Origin of the sequence: Paramylibacter kogurei, from assembly GCF_002742285.1 — a bacterium.
In the GTDB taxonomy this organism is placed as follows: Bacteria; Pseudomonadota; Alphaproteobacteria; order Rhodobacterales; family Rhodobacteraceae; genus Amylibacter; species Amylibacter kogurei.
Genome location: NZ_MDGM01000007.1, coordinates 353,272 through 371,781 on the forward strand (window position 1 = coordinate 353,272; position 18,510 = coordinate 371,781).

Here is an 18,510-nt window from a genome sequence, read left to right on the forward strand (position 1 = left end):
CTTTCAAGTTACCAATTGTTATCTTATGTTCATTAAACGAACAAAATGTGGCGATGACAAATGACAAATACGACAAATGGTGAAAAAACGCCTGCGCCCAGTGCAGATAGCATCGCACAAGCGGCCACAAAGGCGACAAAAAAGGGCCCGCCGCCCGTCCATTTGTGGAATCCCGATTTTTGCGGTGATCTTGATATGCGCATCGCACGCGATGGAACGTGGTTTTATCTAGGCACTCCAATTGGGCGAAAACCGCTGGTAAAGCTGTTTTCATCCATCATTCGCAAAGACGGTGATGATTATTTTCTGGTCACACCCGTCGAAAAGGTTGGCATTACCGTTGACGACGCCCCGTTTGTGGCAATTGATTTTCAGGTCACAGGAACTGGACGCGATCAAATCATCACGTTTCACACCCATGTGGATGACGAAGCGGTTGCCAGTGCAGATAACCCAATTCGTGTGGAACGCGATCCTGAAACAGGCGAGCCAAGCCCGTATGTGTTGATCCGCACAAATTTAGAGGCATTGATTGATCGTAAAAGTTTCTACCGATTGGTTGATTTGGGCGAGCAAGCCAAACACAATGGTGCGGATTGGTTCGGTGTTTGGTCATCGGGTACTTTTTTCCCGATTATACCCGTGTCCGAACTGGTTTAATTAATCATGCCACGGCCCATTCACAGCCGTGCCCAGATCATCAAGTCGTTCAAACGTATGTGCGCCAAAATAATCGCGCAATCCTTGGATCATGTTTGCGGTGGATTGACCCGTGCGTGACATGTTGTGAAAACTAAGCGCGGCAAACATTGCTGGGACATGCAAACCATGGGCAACCGCGGCCGCCGTGACCTGTTGCAATGCGGGAATGTGATCTTTTAGACGTTGCCCAAACACAGGGGATAACGCCAAATTGGATCGCCCGCCATTATCGTAAACATCTGAAATTTCATCCAAAAACACCGAACGGATGATACAACCCGCACGCCAAACACGCGCAATTGCCGCCAAATCCAAATTCCATTCAAATTCGTTTGATGCCGCATGTAAAATTTCAAACCCTTGGGTATATGCGCAAACCTTGGCGGCGATCATCGCCTGTTCCAATGAATTTATCGCATCATCCCGATCCCCCAACGCATTTCCCAACGCCGTTGGCGATGCACCAAATATCGTTTCCATCTCAAGGCGCATATCTTTTTGCGCGGATAAATTGCGTGCTTCGACAGCGGCGGCGATCAGGCTGTTTGGCTGACCCAAATGCAATGATTCCACCACGGACCAACGCCCCGTACCCTTTTGCCCTGCTTTATCAAGGATGATATCCAACATTGCTCCACCGGTTTTCGGATCGGTGGCGGCGGCAACTTCGCCTGCGATTTCAATCAGATAGGAATTTAGCGGCCCATTCATCCATGATTTATATACATCCGCGATTTCGCCCGCAGACATCCCCAAACCATCGCGCATAATGCCATAAGATTCTGCGATTTGTTGCATGTCGGCATATTCAATACCGTTGTGCAGCATCTTGATAAAATGCCCCGATCCTCCTGGCCCAAACCAATCACAACATGGGGTACCTTCGAATTTGGCGGCGGCGTCTTTAAGCGCGCCTTCTACTCGTGCCCAGCTTTCGCGTGATCCGCCCGCCATGATTGATGGGCCGTGGCGCGCGCCCTCGGCACCGCCTGAAATACCCATACCAAGAAAATACAGGCCGAGATTTTCCAATTCGGCCGTGCGTCGTTCGGTTTCTTTATAATATGAATTTCCCAGATCGGCGATCAAATCGCCCTTGTCCAACAAGGGCTTAACCATTTCAATCACGCTATCCAATGGTGCACCTGATGGAACAAGCACCAGAACCGTGCGCGGTGTGGGGAGCGATTTTATCAATGCTTCTGCGTCTTTGCAGATGATCAAGTCACCTTTGAGCGCTTTACCTGCATCCGCGACCGCTTGCATTTTTTCGATGCTGCGATCCAGCATGGAAACGGAGTGGCCCTCTTCTGCTAGGTTTTGCGCAAAAGATGCGCCCATTACACCGATACCAATCAACCCCACATGTGCCATTCACAACTCCGCTTTTATTTCAGACAGGAAACCCTTTGTGCAATCGGCATGCAAGCATTTAAAGGCGCAGCGGTGATTTTTTGGCTTGCCGTGAATTTTGCGAATGCTGTGGGGAGAGACATATTCGCAAAAGTGAAACGTGTTTCACGGCAAGCCAGTTAATCAGAACGAACTGCTAAATCGCGGTATATCGTTCAGATCATTCAAGCCCGCACCAGAAAAAGAATTCATTCCTGTATCAGCACAGGCGGTCAACATTCCCAACGCAGCAACGCCAAGAATGATTCTTGCGGTGGTAGAGAGTTTTAAAAAATGAGCCATTTCAACATCCTAACATGTTTTGTAAGCATCGCTTACTATTTGTAAGCAACGCTTATTTAGTATTGATTGACGCCGATGTAAACAGTGATTACAAAAAATTATGGAAAAAATTCAAAAATTGAAACGCGGCGACCTGAAAGAAGCATTGATTGATTATGCAATGGATGCCGCGTTGGACGGGCATGTTGAAACCATGTCGCTGCGACAGGCCGCACGTGATCTGGGTGTTTCATCGGGGGCAGTTTATCGTCACTTTCCAGACAAGGATTCATTGCTGGCAGAGGTGGCCCATCTTGGATTTTTGGAATTGCGCGAAATATTTTTAGCAATCCGTCCAGAAGGTTCACCTGCAACAGATGTGAAAACCGCAATTGAACGCACCCATGCGTTGGTTAAGGCTTATATCAGTTTTGCAATTGCCAAACCCGCGTTGTGGCACATGATGTTTGGGCGCATTGGCGTGTTATGCCGTGAACGTATGATGAAAGATTCAGAGCATATGCGTTACACCCCGCTGGATGCGACGGGTGAAAATTTGAACGATTTATATGAATTGGGCGCATTGGACCGTAAGCCAAATATTTCTGATGTGCGCTATATTTGGTCGGCGGTTCATGGCGCGGCCGATTTGGCACAATCAGGTGCACGGATGGATTCCGATCAATTAGACGCAGTAATCAACGATACGGTTATACGAAATCTTCGCGCGGTAAGGTACAAAGACGAAACTGATTAATGCGCTTCGGCCCAGTTGTTTCCAACGCCCGCATCCACGGTTAATGGCACGTCTAATTTCACCACTGGACTGGCCGCATTTTCCATGACTTTGCGTACCGTTTCGGTTGTTTCTTCGACCGCATCTTTTGGTACCTCGAACAGCAATTCATCATGTACTTGCAGTAACATTTTGGCGGGAAAATTCTTGATCGCATCGGGCATTTGAATCATGGCGCGGCGGATTACATCGGCGGCGGTGCCTTGGATTGGAGCGTTGATTGCAGCGCGTTTTGCAAATCCTGCATGGGGACCTTTGGCGTTAATTTCAGCGGTATGAATTTTGCGCCCAAAAAGCGTTTCAACATGGCCGTGTTCTTTGGCGAATGCCACCGTATCATCCATATATTTGCGAATACCGGGGAAGCGTTCGAAATAGGTGTCGATAAACGCCTGTGCCTCTTTGCGAGGAATACGCAAATTTCGTGCAAGCCCAAATCCGCTTATCCCATATATCACACCAAAGTTAATCGCCTTGGCTTGGCGGCGGATCATTGGGTCCATGCCCTCTATCGGGACATGGAACATTTCGGATGCGGTCATGGCATGAATGTCATGACCATCCAGAAACGCCTGCTTTAGATTATCAATTTTGGCGATATGCGCCAAAATGCGCAGCTCGATCTGGCTGTAATCAAGGGCAAGCAATACATTACCCTCTTCGGCGACAAATGCCTCGCGGATTTTGCGCCCCGCTTCGGAGCGGATCGGAATATTTTGCAGATTTGGATCGGTGGATGCCAACCGCCCCGTGGACGCCCCCGAAATCACATAGGATGTATGCACCCGCCCCGTATCAGGATTGATATGGGTTTGCAGCGCGTCGGTATAGGTGCTTTTAAGTTTTGACATTTGACGCCAATCCAACACGCGCGCAGGCAGATCGTGACCCTCTGCGGCCAAGTCTTCTAAAATATCAACACCTGTTGAATATGCGCCCGTTTTACCCTTTTTACCGCCCTCAAGCCCAAGTTCGTCAAACAGAATTTCACCAAGCTGTTTTGGCGAACCCACATTGAATGACCGCCCTGCCAGTTCGTGAATTTCAGATTCCAATCCCGCCATGGATTGCGCAAAACTATTGGACATGCGCGACAGGTGATCGCGATCAACCTTGATCCCGTTCATTTCCATTTTTGCAAGCACTGGGATCAGCGGGCGTTCAAGTGTTTCATAAACCTTTGTAACCTTGGCCGCGTGAAGCTGTGGTTTAAACATTTGCCAAAGGCGCAACGTGATGTCGGCATCTTCGGCGGCGTATTTCGTCGCCTCATCAATTGGAACCAAATCAAATGTGATCGCGGATTTTCCTGTGCCCAAAATCGATTTGATCGAAATCGGTTTGTGATCCAGATATCGTTCAGCCAACGCATCCATCCCGTGATTATGCAACCCACCGTGGAGTGCATATGACAGCAACATCGTGTCATCAATCGGGGCGATATCAATGCCATTGCGTTTGAAAATCTTGGCATCATATTTCATGTTTTGCCCGATTTTCAGAATGCTTTCATCTTGCAAAACGGGGCGTAGGATATCCAAGGCTTGATCAAGTGGAATTTGGTTGGGGGCAAGGTTGGAACCACCAAACAAATCGCCTTCGCCCTCTTTATGGATCAGCGGAATGTAACAAGCCTCGCCCGGTTCCACGCTTAAACAGATACCAACCAGATCAACGATCATTTCGTTTAAACCCGTGGTTTCGGTATCCACCGCGACATAACCGCGATCATAGATTTTTTGAACCCATGCGTTCAGACGATCAACATCGCGCACGGTTTCGTATTTTTCCGGATCAATTGGCAATTGCGCGGCGGGTGTGGCTGTGCCCGATGGGCCAGTATCGGAAACCGGTTCGGCAATCGCAGGCGCATCAACACCCAGCTTTGCCGCAATCCGTGCGGACATGGTGCGAAATTCCATTTCCGCCAAAAACGGCAACAATACATCTGGATCGGGGGCATTCACCGCCATGTCGTCGAATGACAAATCAATTGGTGTATCCAATTTCAATGTCACCAATTCGCGGCTTATGCGGATTTGATCAGCCTTTTCAATCAGGGTTTCGCGGCGTTTGGGTTGTTTAATTTCGCCGGCGCGTTCCAACAATGTATCCAGATCACCGTATTCGTTGATCAAGAGCGCGGCGGTTTTAATCCCGATGCCCGGTGCACCTGGGATATTATCCACACTGTCGCCCGCGAGTGATTGCACATCAATCACGCGATCTGGGCCAACACCGAATTTTTCTTCGACTTGTTCAACGCCGATGCGGCGGTTTTTCATCGCATCATACATTTCAACCCCGCCGCCAACCATTTGCATCAAATCCTTGTCTGATGAAACGATTGTGACGCGTGCACCCGCTGTACGCGCCTGATCGGCAAGCGTTGCGATGATATCGTCTGCTTCGAAACCTTCGGCTTCGATACAGGCCAAGTTGAACGCACGTGTTGCATCACGTGTGATCGGGAATTGCGGTGCAAGGTCCTCTGGTGCGGGGGGGCGATGAGCCTTGTATTCGGGATAGATATCGGATCGAAATGTTTTACCCTTGTGATCAAACACCACGGCCAGATGGGTTGGTGCATCTGATCCTTTTTGATCCTCGACCATTTTGAATAGCATATTGCAAAAGCCGCTGATCGCGCCCACGGGCAATCCATCGGATTTACGCGTGAGCGGGGGCAAGGCATGATAGGCGCGGAAAATAAATCCTGACCCATCAATCAGGTGTAAATGATGACCTTTACCAAACGTTGTTTGTGACATCCTGACACCCTCTTTGATTTTAATATTCTTTTAACCGACAGAAACCGCCAGTTTAATGCGCGTTATCTGCGTCTGGTTTGATAACATATTTGCAATCGCAATATGGGCATTCCACCCAACCTTGTTCAGCCGGAATTTGCAGCCATACGCGTGGATGCCCACCTTCGCCGCCATCACATGCGATGCGGTATTTTTCGACATAAACTGTTTCTGGTGCGTCTTGAGACATTCATTTGCTCCGAAATTCAACTGTTGAACTTGTTTAGCTAAGCATTGCGATTGCTGCAATGGGTTGCGCCGATTTTGCGCAAGTTTCAGGTGGCTGGTAACATCCGCCCCAACATGCGTCCTGCCAAAATATGCGCATGCAGATGGGGCACATCTTGGACACCGTGTTTGCCAGAATTTGCGATCAACCGATAGCCATCCGCATCATCAGGGCAAACCCCCAACATGGTACAGACCTTGCCAATGGTGCGTACCCAATCAAGGATTTCAACGTCGCTGGCATTATTCGCAAAGTGATCAAAATTCACATATGCGCCCTTTGGGATGATCAACACATGATCAGGTGCTTGGGGTGCGATATCGCGAAATGCCAAACAATGATCCGTTTCCAAAACCGTATCATTCGGAATTTCACCACGCAAAATTTTAGCAAAGATATTTTGATCGTCGTATTGATAAGCCATGAATGATCCTATTTCGTTTTCAGCGCTGCCAGTAATGGCGCGGCCTTCTTTTGAGATACTTCCAAAAATTCGGCCAATACTGCAACCTGTTTTTCAGACTTTGCATTGCGTGTAATGTGGAAAAAATCGTGATAACCAGCGGAACCGATTTCGTCATTTTTCTCCGCAATTTCCATTTTCATTGCACGCGCGATTTGATCGCTTTCAAAATCTGAATATGTTGCATCTTCGCCAAGCTTTTTGCGAAGTTCATGACGGATTTCGCTGTTTTCATCGCTTTCGATCAACAGCACCCGCGTTTCGCACGCATCATGATAAATATCATCAATCACGTATTTCGCACTGGGTGTCACACAAATCGTCAGACGTTCCGAATTGGTGGCGTCAAAAACCGTGCGCAAGAATGCGCGGCGGTGGCGGCCACGTTTTTCCACGTTTGATTGCAAACCGCCCAAATCCAAAATTTCCGCATCATCTTCTTCAAAGATATAACCACAGCTGGAAAGTGTGGTCATATGCGACACCATAGAAGAGAGCGCGCGACCAAGGCGGCGATCAAATGATACAATCACATAAACCGTTCGCCCCTTGCCGATGCTGTTGCCACGATCCCAAATACGCCCCGAAAATCGCCGCCCATGTCGCCCTGCTTGCACCAAATGGCCAAAAATGTTTTTGCCGTCATCCTTGACGATTTTCGGCATGGTTTCGGATTGATACAGATCCAGCAACTTGGTGCGAAACGGGCCCGCATTTGTGGATGCCTTGCGTGCGAAAAAGCGATCTTGGCGAGTAAGAAAATCCATATGATCGCTGTAAAACGTAACCGGCTTGCCATAATCAGAAAACATCAAAAACGTTGGTGGGGCATTTTTGATTTCTTCTTTTGGCACCAAATGCGACACCACAGTTTGAAAAAAGCATTCGTCGGGAATCCACACCGTTTTAAAAAACCGCACAACATCCGTGCGTTTTTTCACAAACGCGAGCACTGCATCCACCGTTGATCGGCGCAGGCAAAACCACTGTGACCCGATTTTCATCTCAAAACCCTTGGGGACATCACGTTTTAAGCCCAAGATTTGTTGTGCTTTGATCAGATGATAAAACAGATTTGGATATTTGCGTTCATTCAGGAAATGACGATAGTGAAGCCGTTCTTCCTTGATCCCAGTTTGAATCCAGCCTGCGTTCCAAAAATCATGATGTTCGATATGATCAGTATTTTCCGCATCAAGAGACTGATGAACATAGGCCGCAGATTTAATGGGCGAACAATCACCCGAAATCAAAAAACAATGCGTAAGGTCGGGAAAATGATCAATTGCGGTTTGCAACCCATTTAGCGTTGCCTGCACCAACGACCATTCACCCCAACCGCATTTCACCCGTTTGGCAAATGCCACATTTGGCATATCCGACAACAACGATTTGAGTTTTTGAAATTCACTTTTGGGTGCGGCACCATCAAAATGAATGGCAACACAATCGCCCGCATTCACCAACGCCGTGGCCTGTTGTGCGATTGCCTCTGCATTTGCGTGGCACAGTAAAATATACGCGATCTTTGCCAAATTCTTTTCCGTCTGGTTGCACAGCAGTGTTGCTATGGCTTGGATATTTCAAATTGTCCACTTTTATGTGGATTATTTTCAAAATGCCTTATAATTTCCTAATTCGAATTTTAGATGCATTTCATTGATATAATAGGTGAATAAAATATGGGTTTCCCAGGAACTTGGATGACACAAAGCAATAGCGTGGCCTATCGCGTCATTCCAAAATGTGCATGTTCGACAATCGGGCAAATTATGTATTATTCCGACCACGGCGAATTTTTCGACGGTGATGTACATGATGCGACCTCTGGTATTCACAAATGGGGCATCGAAGAATCCAAGCAAAACATCATTGATCGCATGCGCGCCCAAGATACCTATACCTTCACATGTGTGCGCAACCCGTACACGCGCATTCTGTCTTCGTTTTTTGATAAAATTTGCGGGATTCAACGCAACGGCAATTATTATCGCGGCAACATGGTGCCAAAGCTGATTGCGCAATATGGCATTGAAAACACAGGCGATTTTGATCAGATCAAATCATTTCGCCGTTTTTTACTGTTCGCACGTGATACCATTCGTTTTCGCCGCCCCATGGACCCAGATATTCATTGGTCATCAACATCTGGTCACGCATCAACGCTGATCGTGAATGGCGGTCGCTATAACAAAATCATCACCACCGAAAATTTCAAAGAAGGTATGAAAGACGTGATGAAAAACGTCGATGCCAAGCACGAGCTCGACATCGACACGATGCCACGTTTCAACGAAAGCGAAGGCCACGGACCAAAACGCGCCCATCCCGTGGCAGATTATTTTGACGATCTATCCATTCATTTGGTTTACGAAATCTACAAACGTGATTTCGATATGTTTGGCTATGACTGGCAAGATCCATCACGCAAAGAACCCATCAAAGAAATCGACCTAGATATGGTTCACGCCGTTTTGGGCGATTAAAGCGTAAAGTTATCTGCAAGAAGCTGTTTAATATCCGCCTCTGGGCGCGCACCGATATGGCCGATCACCTCGCCTGCAACGACACAGCCCATTTGACCACAGGTCAACATGTCATGCCCGTTTACCAATCCATACATGAACCCAGATGCGAATAAATCACCCGCACCTGTTGCATCTACGCGTGCAACGGGTGCCGCGTCTGCATGATGTGTTTTTCCATCCTTGATGATCAGCGCGCCTTTCTTACCGATGGTACAAGCCACCATTTCGGTATGCTGCCCCGCCAAGGCCAATGCATCATCAAGCGATGTATCACCATACATCGCCATCATTTCATGTTCGTTGCAAAACAATAAATCCACATGATCTGTGATCAATTGCTTGAATGCATCGCGGTGGCGTTCCACGCAAAACGGATCGGACAATGAAACCGCAACTTTGCCACCTGTGGATTTGCACGCTTCTATCGCCTTGGCGAATGCGGCATGGCTTTCGGGGCCATCAAAACGATATCCTTCCAGATATAACCATTCACAATCGGCCATTTGATCAACATCAATGTCATCAGGGCTAAGATGTTCAGAAACACCCAGATATGTATTCAATGAACGTTCGCCATCTGGTGTCACCAAAACCATGCAACGCCCCGTTTCCGCATCATCGCTTTTGGGGGCCAATGGTGTTTCATAAACCGCGCCCATTGCGCGAATGTCATGGGCAAAGATTGCACCCAATTGATCGTCTTTCACCTTGCCCACATATGCAGTGCGCACATCAAGTGCGGCCAAACCAGCAATTGTATTGGCACCCGACCCGCCAGAAATTTCGGTCGCTGGCCCCATATGTGAATAAAGCTCTGCGGCGCGATCCGTATTGATCAATTGCATAATGCCCTTTTCGATACCGTTATCGACCAAAAAGTTATCTTCACAATGCGCCAGCACATCGACAATGGCGTTGCCGATTCCAACAACCTGAAATTTCTTAGACATTCGTTTTTTCCTCATACTGGCACAAATCTTCAATGATGCAATTTGCACAAACTGGTTTTCGCGCTTTGCACGTGTAACGCCCATGCAGGATCATCCAGTGATGCGCATGGTGTTGAAATTCTGCTGGAATGTGATCTTCGATGGCGCGTTCCACCGCGACCACATCTTTGCCTTTGGCCACACCTGTTCGGTTTCCAAAACGTAAAATATGTGTGTCCACCGCCTGTGTTGGTTGATGGAACCACATATTTAAAACCACATTTGCCGTTTTGCGCCCCACGCCCGGCAAACTTTCGAGTGCTGCGCGTGATGATGGGACAATGGATTGATAATCGTCGACCAATATCTGGCTTAACTTCATCACGTTTTTTGCCTTTTGACGGAACAATCCAATGGTTTTGATATGCTCGGTTAATCCATCCAAACCAAGGGCGATCATTTTTTCAGGCGTATCGGCAATTTTAAACAATTCTTTCGTCGCCTTGTTCACGCCAACATCCGTGGCCTGTGCGGACAATGCCACTGCCACCACCAAAGTATAGGCGTTCACATGATCCAATTCGCCCTTGGGCTCGGCTTCATGCTCGCGAAAACGGCGAAAAATTTCGTATATGGTGTGATAATCAAGCTGTTGTGGCATGGACGGCCTTTTGCCACGCCCATAAACCAAAGCCAAGGATAAACCCGCATGTTTCGGGTGGAAACACGATGCGACTTGGGTCATTTTAACCGTATGAAACATGATCCATACCATTACGGCGTGATCGAACGCGCCATTGCCCATATCGAAAACACCGCCAATGCACAGCCACGCTTGGACGATGTCGCCGCGGCTGTGGGCCTCTCGCCTGCGCATTTCCAACGTGTGTTTAGCCAATGGGCAGGGGTAAGCCCGAAAAAATATTTGCAATACCTTACCTTGAACCACGCAAAATCCATGTTGAACGATCGCTTCACCGTGCTTGATACCGCGTTGCAATCTGGCCTGTCTGGCTCTGGTCGGCTTCATGATCTTTTCTTGTCATGGGAAGCCATGAGCCCAGGTGAATATAGCCGCAAGGGTGCAGGGCTCACCATATATTACGGCTGGTTTGAAACCCAATTTGGCCCCGCATTGGTGATGGGAACGACACGGGGTATCTGTGGTTTGGCCTTTGGCGCTGAATTTGGCGAACAGGCCACATTTGCGGATATGACATCACGCTGGCCCAATGCGGATTTTATGGAAAACGCGGAACGCTTGCGCCCATGGGTGGATAATATTCTGGCGATGCAAGGGCAAACAAATCTGCACCTGATCGGCGCTCCATTTCAGATCAAAGTCTGGGAGGCATTGTTAACCGTACCCTCTGGTCAGGTCACCACATATGGTGAAATTGCCAATCACATCGGTAACCCCAAGGCCGTGCGCGCCGTTGGCACCGCAGTTGGGCGCAATCCGATCTCTTGGCTTATCCCTTGTCATCGTGCGTTGCGAAAATCGGGTGGGCTTGGCGGATATCATTGGGGTTTGCCTGTAAAACGTGCCATGCTAGCGTGGGAATCCGCGCGCTTTGAAAGTGATAAAAACCTATAAAAACATGGCGATTTATTGCCGATTAAGCGCGATCTACGCGATTGTGACTTGATTAATAGGCCACAGTGAACACATCTGATCATGAGGCAAATTAAGGAATAAACATGAAAACTCTCATGAAAATCACTTCAATCAGTGGTATCGCAGCATTAACATTAACAGCATGTGCCAACGAAGATGGCAGCTTGGGCGAAAAAGGCCGCGAAGGCGCAATCGCTGGTGCGGTTCTTGGTGGCATTGTTGGCGCCATTGACGGCGGCAAACCCAAGAACGTTATCACAGGTGCGGTTGTTGGCGCGAGCGCTGGTGCGGTTATCGGTAACGAGCTGGACAAACAAGAACGCGATCTGCGCAATCAAATGGGCGGAAGTGGTGCAACCATCACCAACACTGGTTCCGAATTGATCGTGACCCTGCCAGAGGCAATCACATTTGAAACAGATAGCACATATGTGCGCCCAACATTGCAAGGGCATCTGAATTCATTGGCAAACAACCTACAGCAATATCCAAACTCTATGGTTGATGTGATCGGTCACACCGATAACGTTGGCGACGCTGGATATAACCAAGGCCTGTCCGCACGTCGTGCGCAATCAGTTACGGGTGTTTTGGTTGGCGCTGGCGTGAATCCAAATCGCATCCGCTCTTATGGTCGCGGTGAAACTTCACCTGTGATGTCAAATGACACTCCAGCAGGGCGCGCTGCAAACCGCCGTGTTGAAATCATCATCACACCATCAAGCTAATCAACAATATCATATGTATTCGGGCGGCCTTTGTGCCGCCCTTTTCATAACTTGCACATGTTATTAACTGGTCATATTCTTTTACCAATTAGGAGAGCATATGCCATTTCAACCCATCACCCAAGAACGCGTCGCAAGCGCAGTTGTGCAACAGATCGAACAACTGATCCTGCGCGGCCTGTTGCGCCCAGGCGAACGATTACCCGCTGAACGTATCTTGGCCGAAAAACTGGGTGTATCCCGCCCATCCCTTCGCGAAGCAATTTCAACATTGCAAGATTCCGGTCTGCTCACCAGCAAGGCAAATTCAGGGATCTATGTCGCCGATATTTTGGGAAATGTGTTTTCACCCCCCCTGATCAATCTGTTTGCTTCTCACAAGGAAGCATTCTTTGACTATATCGCCTTGCGCCGTGATCTCGAAGGCATGGCCGCAGAACGAGCCGCATTGCATGGAACCAAAAACGATCATCTGGTGATCCAATCTATCTTTGAACAAATGCAAACTGCACATGATCAAAACGATCCCGAACGTGATGCTGAATTGGATGCAAATTTCCATATGTCCATCACAGAAGCATCGCATAATGTTATGCTCCTTCATATGATGCGATCCATGTTCGACATGCTAAAGACAGGTGTGTTCTATAATCGCAAGGTGATGTTTGAAATGGACACCACGCGCGTACATCTGTTGAACCAACATCGTGACATCATGCAAGAAATCGTCGATCGCAAACCAGATGCGGCGCGACGCGCGGTCGAGGCTCATCTGACCTATGTTCATGATTGCCTCAAACAAAACGAAACGATGCAATCCCATGACGACATCGCCAAATTGCGTTTGGAAACCACACGAACCCGAACTTAAGGCAAACCAACCTTAACCTCCATTTTGTCCAAATATCCTCGCCGAAGGCAAAAAAAAAGCCCCGCAATAAATTGCAGGGCTTTCAATTTTTTATGCGAAGGGTATTTAGTGAAGCTTTTCACCAACATCCTTGATCGCAGCGTCGATCAATCCACCAGCATCCTTGGCGGTCATGCCTTTGGCAATCACGTCATTCGCTGCTTGGATTGCAACGTTTACAGCTGAATCACGAACCTCTTTCACCGCAGATGCCTGCGCAGAAGCAATTTGATCTTCGGCGGCTTGCATGCGACGCGCAATTGAAGATTTCAAATCTTCTTTTGCTTTCGTTGCGGCTGCTTTGGCTTCTTCTTTGGCAGTTGCCACAATTTTATCAGCCTGCGTTTGCACTTCTTGTTGCTTGCGCTCGTAATCGGCCAAAATGCTTTGGGCTTCTTCACGCAATGAACGTGCTTCGTCCAATTCTGCACGGATACCGTCTGCACGGCTATCCAACATACCAGCCAGTTTACCTGGAACCTTAAGATATGTCAGCAATGCCAAGAACAATACAAATGCGATCGCAACCACAAAATCAGTGTTGTTCAGGCTGAAAAATGGACCACCAGCAGCAAGTGCAGGAAACGCCATCAGGGTAAAGGCAGATGTTAAAACTGTTTTCATCATCTTAACCTTTCAAACGTGCAGCAACCGCTGCTTTGATTGTTTTCGCATCACCTGAACCGGGCATCATCGCCTTGACGATATCCGCAGCGGTTGCGTTGGCAACTTCTTGAATGGATTTCGCTGAACTGTCGCGAATTTCTTTGATCGCTTTTTCAGATTCCGCGGCTTTCGCTGCGATTTCTGCGTCTGCTTTCACAATGGCTTTGTCCAGATCTTTTTGGATCTCTGCCTTGGCTTCGCCAACGATGTCTTGTGCTTGTGCACGCGCATCTGCCAACGCTTTGTTATAGGCTTCTTCGGCCTCTAACGCTTGGCGTTTCATTTGTTCCGCGCTGTCCAGATCACGTTGAATTGCGCCCTGGCGATCGGCCAAAACACTTGCGATCCGTGGCAAAGCCACACGGTTAAGGATGAAGTACAAAACAACCAACGTCACCAAAAGCCAGAAAATCTGGTTAGGAAATGTTGAGAAGTCTAGCTGTGGCATGCCCGGCGCTGATTCAACAGCGTGGTCTGCACCATGAGTAGTTTCAGCCATTATGCTCTCCAATGGGTATGCGAGCGTGGATAATCCGCCGCTCGCTATCTCTTTTGCGCGCACATATGCGCGCGCAGCTCAATCAATCGGTTTGCTTGTTTAAGCAAACAGTTTGCTTAAACAGCAAACATCAATAGCAATGCTACCAAGAATGAGAAGATACCCAAAGCCTCAGCAAACGCGATGCCGATGAACAATGTTGCAGTTTGCGCACCAGCTGCTGCTGGGTTGCGAAGAGCACCTGACAGGAAGTTCCCTGCAACTGTACCCACACCGATACCTGCGCCACCCATGCCGATACAAGCCAAGCCAGCACCGATGAATTGACCCATTTCTGCGATATTACCTTCCATTGAGATTCTCCTTTTGATGGAATACGTAAGATTAGTGTTCAAACTTTAGTGGCTCGGATGCAGCGCATCGTTGAGGTACACACAAGTTAGAATGGTGAAAACATATGCTTGGATCGCGGCAACAAGTACCTCCAACCCATACACAGCTGTAATTGAAATAATTGGGAAGATTGAAAACACTCCCAATGCGCCAGCAAAACCAGCAAACACTTTGATCACGGCGTGGCCGGCCATCACGTTACCTGCCAAACGAATGGAATGGCTTACGGGGCGCACGAAATATGAAATGATTTCGATCACGGCCAACACAGGGCGCAATGCCAATGGAGCGGATGAAACCCAGAACAGACCCAAGAATTTTGTACCGTTTTTCACAAAGCCCAAAATTGTTACGCCCAAAAACACGCCCAGCGCCAATACGGCAGTAACCGCGATATGTGATGTTGTTGTGAAAGAACCTGGGATCAAGCCCAAGAAGTTGGCCAACAAGATAAAGATAAACAGCGTAAAGATATAAGGGAAATATTTCAGTCCCTCTTTGCCCGTCACATCTTCAACCATTTTATAAACGAAACCATACATCATTTCCGCGATGGACTGGCTACGTGATGGGATAACGGCACGACCGCGTGTACCCAAAACCAACAAAACAGTTGCAACAACAACCGCAATCAACATCCACAATGTGACGTTTGTTGGCGTGTACCAGTGAATTTCACCCGCACCAAACAAAGGTTTGATTTGGAATTGATCCATTGGATGGATGTTGAAACCTGTGCTTGATTCTGCTTCGGCCACGCGTCTTTTCCTTTTGTTTGACAACAACGATTAATCGTCGTCGTACATCTCGTCTTTGCCAGCGGGGGCCACGGGGGCGTCCGACTGCATCTTCTTGTCTTGGATTTCTTGCGCGGTTCGCATCATTGTGCGCACACCGGCAATAAACCCCAGCATTGTAAATATGATCATCAACACAGGCAGAGTTCCAAACAGAACATCCAATCCGTATCCGATCCCGAAACCGAGCAACAAACCCGTTACCAGCTCCGTCACCATCCGCCAGCCTGCTTGCGCTTGGCTATAGTGGCTTTCTTCGCGCGGCTTTGGGGTCTTCCCTTCGCGTAACGTTTCAAGCCGACCTTCCAGTGCATCCAAACGCGATTTATCGGGGCCATCTGACATATGTCTGCCTCCTGATTCTGGCGTTAAGTTGCCCTTGGTGGACAGTTGCGCGGAAAATAGAAATTAACCCTGTCAGAGTCAATCATTCAATTTTGCCTTAATGGATTGTTTTTAAACAATAATTACAAACTGCGACATGTGCGCACCTAACGTCATCACAATTTCGTTCACGCATTTGTTTATTCAACCATTCGGTTGAAGATGACTTTGCGTTCCAAGGGGTGACAGTTTGATTTCTTCGTTCTAGGTTATCCAAAACAACGCAGGCAATTCACATGGTCAAACCAAACGCAGCACAACAAGCATTTACGCAAAACCTTCCTTTGTGTCAGGCATTGGGGATGGAGGTCACAGATGTGAACGATGGAGAGGCCACATTAACAATGCCCTATTCCAACGAATTGATTGGCGATCCAACAACTGGTGTTATCCACGGTGGCGCTGTTTCCGCATTGATGGACAGCGCCAGCGGGCTAGCCGTTTATATGCATCCCGAAAACAAGGGCCATACGGCAACAATTGATCTGCGCATTGATTACATGCGCCCAGCTGCCCCAAACAAAACAATCACCGCTCATGCAGAGGTATATCACGCAACCCGCAGCGTCGCGTTTTTGCGTGCCACCGCATGGACAGATGATCGCGAGCGCCCCATCGCCCAAGCGACAGGCGCATTTGTATTCACCAAGAAAAAGAAAACATCATGATTGAACAAATCGAACCCGTGCAAGATGTCAAACGCCGCCGCGATGCGGTGCTGAGTGGCTTTGTCGAACGCGTACCGTTTTTGAAATTCATGGGCATCACATTTGATCGGCGCGGCAATGAATTAACCGCCGTCATGAATTTTGACCCCAAGCTGATTGGCAACCCAGTGGTTCAACGATTACACGGCGGTGGCACTGCATCATTTTTGGAAAGTGCTGCGATCATCACCTTAGCATGGAAAAATATTTGGGACGCAATGGAGGCAAATGAACTCGATTTGGAAAACCTTGAAGGTGGCGCATTGCCCCCCTTGCCCAAGACCATTGACCTGACAATTGATTATCTGCGTCCAGGATTGCCGCGCGATGCCTATGCCCGCGCCACGGTTAACCGATCTGGGCGGCGTTATGCATCCGTTCATGTCGAAGCATGGCAGGATCGACGCGAAGTGTTATTCGCACAGGCCACAGGGCATTTTTTAATGCCCTACGAGACGCGATCATAGAGATAATCACGCGTGATCGGCAGACTGTTTAAATCCTTGCTCAGTTGGAATTGAAACACCACTTGGCGATCATTGCGAAAACTTGCCTCTGATATGGCCAGATAATAACGCCACATGCGGCAAAAATCGGCGTCATACATATGCGTTGCGGCATCTATATTTGCCTCGAACTGTTCGCGCCAATGGCGGATTGTTTCGGCATAATGCAAACGCCATATTTCAATATCTGTGGTGATCAGATTTTCGTTTTCGATGGCGGTTAACGCCTCTGACATGGCGGGGACATATCCACCCGGAAAGATATATTTCAAAATCCATTTGCTGGTCGCATTGGGCGGCCCTGCGCGCCCGATTGTATGCACCAATGCAATCCCGTCGCTGACCAACAACTTGCGAATTTTTGCAAAATATTCGCCATAATGGGGCACGCCCACATGTTCAAACATGCCCACCGAAACGATGCGATCAAATGGTTCATCTAAATCGCGATAATCCATCAGACGAAATTCTACCTGCCCGTCCAGCCCCATATCCTTGGCCCGCTGGCAAGCAACGCGATGCTGTTCACGTGACAAGGTTACACCAACAACATTCACCCCATAATCACGCGCCAGCGTTAATGCCATCCCACCCCAACCACAGCCGATATCCAACACCCGTTGTTCTGGGGATAAATCAAGCTTGGCTGCGATATGTGCTTTTTTCTGAACCTGCGCCATTTCCAAACTGTCATCTGGGGTTCTGAAATATCCGCATGAATATTGCAGATCTTCATCCAGAAACAGGCGATACAGATCCTCTGATAAATCATAATGATGTGCGACGTTTTCTTGGGCGCGGCCCAAAATATTACGCTGTTGCAAACGGCGCAATGATTTACGTATCCCAACCAACGGGCGTTGCCACCAAATCGTGCTATTGGCAAAGCGCCCCGAATTGCGCGCAATATTGCGAATGGCAAGCGCGACAAAACCATAAAGATCATCATTCGCGATGGTCAGACGCCCATCTGTATAGGCCTCACCCACCGCCAAATCGGGGTTTTGAATGATTTTGCGCGGCAATGCGGGATCGTGAAATGTCAATGACACAACTTCGCCAGACCCATCACCAAATGCGCATTTTTGTCCATCGGCCAGATTGATTTCCAACTGGCCACGCTGGATCATTTTACCCAGCATTTGTTTGAATAAAGCCGTCCACATATCAC

22 protein-coding genes are annotated in these 18,510 nt (G+C 48.4%); 8 read left to right on the forward strand and 14 right to left on the reverse strand.

Annotation, left to right across the window (positions count from 1 at the left end; translation table 11 throughout):
• Positions 1-60 precede the first annotated feature (60 nt).
• Positions 61-660, forward strand: coding sequence for a DUF1285 domain-containing protein (locus BFP76_RS03805; RefSeq protein WP_099591829.1), 600 nt, complete (start codon positions 61-63; stop codon positions 658-660).
• Here the strand turns inward: BFP76_RS03805 and gndA are convergent, their stop codons facing one another.
• Both gndA and BFP76_RS14620 read right to left on the reverse strand, forming a co-directional pair.
• Positions 661-2,076: an NADP-dependent phosphogluconate dehydrogenase gene (gene gndA / locus BFP76_RS03810; protein WP_099591830.1), complete on the reverse strand. Its 1,416-nt coding sequence runs from the start codon at positions 2,074-2,076 to the stop codon at positions 661-663.
• A 162-nt stretch (positions 2,077-2,238) separates the two neighbouring features.
• Positions 2,239-2,397: a hypothetical protein gene (locus BFP76_RS14620; RefSeq protein ID WP_165775656.1), complete on the reverse strand. Its 159-nt coding sequence runs from the start codon at positions 2,395-2,397 to the stop codon at positions 2,239-2,241.
• A 100-nt stretch (positions 2,398-2,497) separates the two neighbouring features.
• Here BFP76_RS14620 and BFP76_RS03815 point away from each other — a divergent pair, with 100 nt between their 5' ends.
• A complete protein-coding gene (locus BFP76_RS03815) occupies positions 2,498-3,133 on the forward strand; it encodes a TetR/AcrR family transcriptional regulator (protein WP_099591831.1) in 636 nt (211 codons plus the stop codon).
• Here the strand turns inward: BFP76_RS03815 and polA are convergent.
• From polA to BFP76_RS03835, 4 genes are all read right to left on the reverse strand, one after another.
• Entirely contained in the window at positions 3,130-5,943 is a 2,814-nt protein-coding gene (gene polA, locus BFP76_RS03820; RefSeq protein ID WP_099591832.1) for a DNA polymerase I, read from the reverse strand. The genes BFP76_RS03815 and polA overlap by 4 nt on opposite strands.
• Positions 5,944-5,995: 52 nt before the next feature.
• On the reverse strand, positions 5,996-6,172 hold the full coding sequence (locus tag BFP76_RS03825) for a zinc-finger domain-containing protein (RefSeq protein ID WP_099591833.1): 177 nt from the start codon (positions 6,170-6,172) through the stop codon (positions 5,996-5,998).
• Between the two features lie 85 nt (positions 6,173-6,257).
• Positions 6,258-6,635 carry an HIT domain-containing protein gene (locus BFP76_RS03830; protein WP_099591834.1) on the reverse strand — a complete coding sequence of 126 codons (378 nt, stop codon included), beginning with the start codon at positions 6,633-6,635 and terminating at the stop codon, positions 6,258-6,260.
• A gap of 8 nt (positions 6,636-6,643) precedes the next feature.
• Positions 6,644-8,209: a DUF5928 domain-containing protein gene (locus BFP76_RS03835; protein ID WP_165775657.1), complete on the reverse strand. Its 1,566-nt coding sequence runs from the start codon at positions 8,207-8,209 to the stop codon at positions 6,644-6,646.
• 147 nt (positions 8,210-8,356) lie between these two features.
• Here BFP76_RS03835 and BFP76_RS03840 point away from each other — a divergent pair, with 147 nt between their 5' ends.
• Complete coding sequence (locus BFP76_RS03840) at positions 8,357-9,160, forward strand: sulfotransferase family protein (RefSeq protein ID WP_099591836.1); 804 nt, start codon at positions 8,357-8,359, stop codon at positions 9,158-9,160.
• Here the strand turns inward: BFP76_RS03840 and BFP76_RS03845 are convergent.
• On the reverse strand, positions 9,157-10,152 hold the full coding sequence (locus BFP76_RS03845) for an adenosine kinase (RefSeq protein WP_099591837.1): 996 nt from the start codon (positions 10,150-10,152) through the stop codon (positions 9,157-9,159). The genes BFP76_RS03840 and BFP76_RS03845 overlap by 4 nt on opposite strands.
• On the reverse strand, positions 10,145-10,792 hold the full coding sequence (nth, locus tag BFP76_RS03850) for an endonuclease III (RefSeq protein WP_099591938.1): 648 nt from the start codon (positions 10,790-10,792) through the stop codon (positions 10,145-10,147). Before nth ends, BFP76_RS03845 begins: the two co-directional genes overlap by 8 nt.
• A gap of 93 nt (positions 10,793-10,885) precedes the next feature.
• Here nth and BFP76_RS03855 point away from each other — a divergent pair, with 93 nt between their 5' ends.
• The 3 genes from BFP76_RS03855 to BFP76_RS03865 all read left to right on the forward strand — a co-directional run bounded on the left by BFP76_RS03855 (position 10,886) and on the right by BFP76_RS03865 (position 13,348).
• Positions 10,886-11,728: a methylated-DNA--[protein]-cysteine S-methyltransferase gene (locus BFP76_RS03855; protein ID WP_099591838.1), complete on the forward strand. Its 843-nt coding sequence runs from the start codon at positions 10,886-10,888 to the stop codon at positions 11,726-11,728.
• A 104-nt stretch (positions 11,729-11,832) separates the two neighbouring features.
• Entirely contained in the window at positions 11,833-12,477 is a 645-nt protein-coding gene (locus tag BFP76_RS03860) for a YiaD family glycine zipper/OmpA-like lipoprotein (protein ID WP_099591839.1), read from the forward strand.
• 100 nt (positions 12,478-12,577) lie between these two features.
• A complete protein-coding gene (locus tag BFP76_RS03865; RefSeq protein WP_099591840.1) occupies positions 12,578-13,348 on the forward strand; it encodes a FadR/GntR family transcriptional regulator in 771 nt (256 codons plus the stop codon).
• Positions 13,349-13,453: 105 nt separating this feature from the next.
• Here BFP76_RS03865 and BFP76_RS03870 read toward each other — a convergent pair whose 3' ends face one another.
• The 5 genes from BFP76_RS03870 to BFP76_RS03890 all read right to left on the reverse strand — a co-directional run bounded on the left by BFP76_RS03870 (position 13,454) and on the right by BFP76_RS03890 (position 16,087).
• Positions 13,454-14,011, reverse strand: a complete 558-nt coding sequence (locus BFP76_RS03870; RefSeq protein WP_205661369.1) for a F0F1 ATP synthase subunit B — start codon at positions 14,009-14,011, stop codon at positions 13,454-13,456.
• 4 nt (positions 14,012-14,015) lie between these two features.
• A complete protein-coding gene (locus tag BFP76_RS03875; protein ID WP_099591842.1) occupies positions 14,016-14,552 on the reverse strand; it encodes a F0F1 ATP synthase subunit B' in 537 nt (178 codons plus the stop codon).
• Positions 14,553-14,668: 116 nt separating this feature from the next.
• A complete protein-coding gene (locus BFP76_RS03880; RefSeq protein ID WP_099591843.1) occupies positions 14,669-14,905 on the reverse strand; it encodes a F0F1 ATP synthase subunit C in 237 nt (78 codons plus the stop codon).
• Positions 14,906-14,950: 45 nt separating this feature from the next.
• Positions 14,951-15,661, reverse strand: a complete 711-nt coding sequence (locus BFP76_RS03885) for a F0F1 ATP synthase subunit A (RefSeq protein WP_099591939.1) — start codon at positions 15,659-15,661, stop codon at positions 14,951-14,953.
• Between the two features lie 72 nt (positions 15,662-15,733).
• Positions 15,734-16,087 carry an AtpZ/AtpI family protein gene (locus BFP76_RS03890; protein WP_099591844.1) on the reverse strand — a complete coding sequence of 118 codons (354 nt, stop codon included), beginning with the start codon at positions 16,085-16,087 and terminating at the stop codon, positions 15,734-15,736.
• Positions 16,088-16,362: 275 nt separating this feature from the next.
• On the opposite strand from BFP76_RS03890, the gene BFP76_RS03895 reads away from it, so the two are divergent.
• Together BFP76_RS03895 and BFP76_RS03900 are read left to right on the forward strand one after the other, a co-directional pair.
• Positions 16,363-16,794: a PaaI family thioesterase gene (locus BFP76_RS03895; protein ID WP_099591845.1), complete on the forward strand. Its 432-nt coding sequence runs from the start codon at positions 16,363-16,365 to the stop codon at positions 16,792-16,794.
• Positions 16,791-17,300 carry a PaaI family thioesterase gene (locus tag BFP76_RS03900; protein ID WP_099591846.1) on the forward strand — a complete coding sequence of 170 codons (510 nt, stop codon included), beginning with the start codon at positions 16,791-16,793 and terminating at the stop codon, positions 17,298-17,300. Before BFP76_RS03895 ends, BFP76_RS03900 begins: the two co-directional genes overlap by 4 nt.
• Here the strand turns inward: BFP76_RS03900 and BFP76_RS03905 are convergent.
• Complete coding sequence (locus tag BFP76_RS03905; RefSeq protein WP_099591847.1) at positions 17,282-18,505, reverse strand: SAM-dependent methyltransferase; 1,224 nt, start codon at positions 18,503-18,505, stop codon at positions 17,282-17,284. The two genes, BFP76_RS03900 and BFP76_RS03905, sit on opposite strands and share 19 nt — an antisense overlap.
• Positions 18,506-18,510 lie beyond the last annotated feature (5 nt).

What these genes read in the sequence shown, in the direction of transcription:
- BFP76_RS03870 (WP_205661369.1), bottom strand. Translation starts at nt 14,011, where the DNA reads ATGAAAACAGTTTTAACATCTGCCTTTACCCTGATGGCGTTTCCTGCA.
- BFP76_RS14620 (WP_165775656.1), bottom strand. Translation starts at nt 2,397, where the DNA reads ATGGCTCATTTTTTAAAACTCTCTACCACCGCAAGAATCATTCTTGGC.
- BFP76_RS03900 (WP_099591846.1), top strand. Translation starts at nt 16,791, where the DNA reads ATGATTGAACAAATCGAACCCGTGCAAGATGTCAAACGCCGCCGCGAT.
- BFP76_RS03865 (WP_099591840.1), top strand. Translation starts at nt 12,578, where the DNA reads ATGCCATTTCAACCCATCACCCAAGAACGCGTCGCAAGCGCAGTTGTG.
- BFP76_RS03830 (WP_099591834.1), bottom strand. Translation starts at nt 6,635, where the DNA reads ATGGCTTATCAATACGACGATCAAAATATCTTTGCTAAAATTTTGCGT.
- BFP76_RS03895 (WP_099591845.1), top strand. Translation starts at nt 16,363, where the DNA reads ATGGTCAAACCAAACGCAGCACAACAAGCATTTACGCAAAACCTTCCT.
- BFP76_RS03875 (WP_099591842.1), bottom strand. Translation starts at nt 14,552, where the DNA reads ATGGCTGAAACTACTCATGGTGCAGACCACGCTGTTGAATCAGCGCCG.
- BFP76_RS03805 (WP_099591829.1), top strand. Translation starts at nt 61, where the DNA reads ATGACAAATACGACAAATGGTGAAAAAACGCCTGCGCCCAGTGCAGAT.
- BFP76_RS03890 (WP_099591844.1), bottom strand. Translation starts at nt 16,087, where the DNA reads ATGTCAGATGGCCCCGATAAATCGCGTTTGGATGCACTGGAAGGTCGG.
- BFP76_RS03845 (WP_099591837.1), bottom strand. Translation starts at nt 10,152, where the DNA reads ATGTCTAAGAAATTTCAGGTTGTTGGAATCGGCAACGCCATTGTCGAT.
- polA (WP_099591832.1), bottom strand. Translation starts at nt 5,943, where the DNA reads ATGTCACAAACAACGTTTGGTAAAGGTCATCATTTACACCTGATTGAT.
- BFP76_RS03840 (WP_099591836.1), top strand. Translation starts at nt 8,357, where the DNA reads ATGGGTTTCCCAGGAACTTGGATGACACAAAGCAATAGCGTGGCCTAT.
- BFP76_RS03905 (WP_099591847.1), bottom strand. Translation starts at nt 18,505, where the DNA reads ATGTGGACGGCTTTATTCAAACAAATGCTGGGTAAAATGATCCAGCGT.
- gndA (WP_099591830.1), bottom strand. Translation starts at nt 2,076, where the DNA reads ATGGCACATGTGGGGTTGATTGGTATCGGTGTAATGGGCGCATCTTTT.
- BFP76_RS03815 (WP_099591831.1), top strand. Translation starts at nt 2,498, where the DNA reads ATGGAAAAAATTCAAAAATTGAAACGCGGCGACCTGAAAGAAGCATTG.
- nth (WP_099591938.1), bottom strand. Translation starts at nt 10,792, where the DNA reads ATGCCACAACAGCTTGATTATCACACCATATACGAAATTTTTCGCCGT.
- BFP76_RS03825 (WP_099591833.1), bottom strand. Translation starts at nt 6,172, where the DNA reads ATGTCTCAAGACGCACCAGAAACAGTTTATGTCGAAAAATACCGCATC.
- BFP76_RS03885 (WP_099591939.1), bottom strand. Translation starts at nt 15,661, where the DNA reads ATGGATCAATTCCAAATCAAACCTTTGTTTGGTGCGGGTGAAATTCAC.
- BFP76_RS03880 (WP_099591843.1), bottom strand. Translation starts at nt 14,905, where the DNA reads ATGGAAGGTAATATCGCAGAAATGGGTCAATTCATCGGTGCTGGCTTG.
- BFP76_RS03855 (WP_099591838.1), top strand. Translation starts at nt 10,886, where the DNA reads ATGAAACATGATCCATACCATTACGGCGTGATCGAACGCGCCATTGCC.
- BFP76_RS03860 (WP_099591839.1), top strand. Translation starts at nt 11,833, where the DNA reads ATGAAAACTCTCATGAAAATCACTTCAATCAGTGGTATCGCAGCATTA.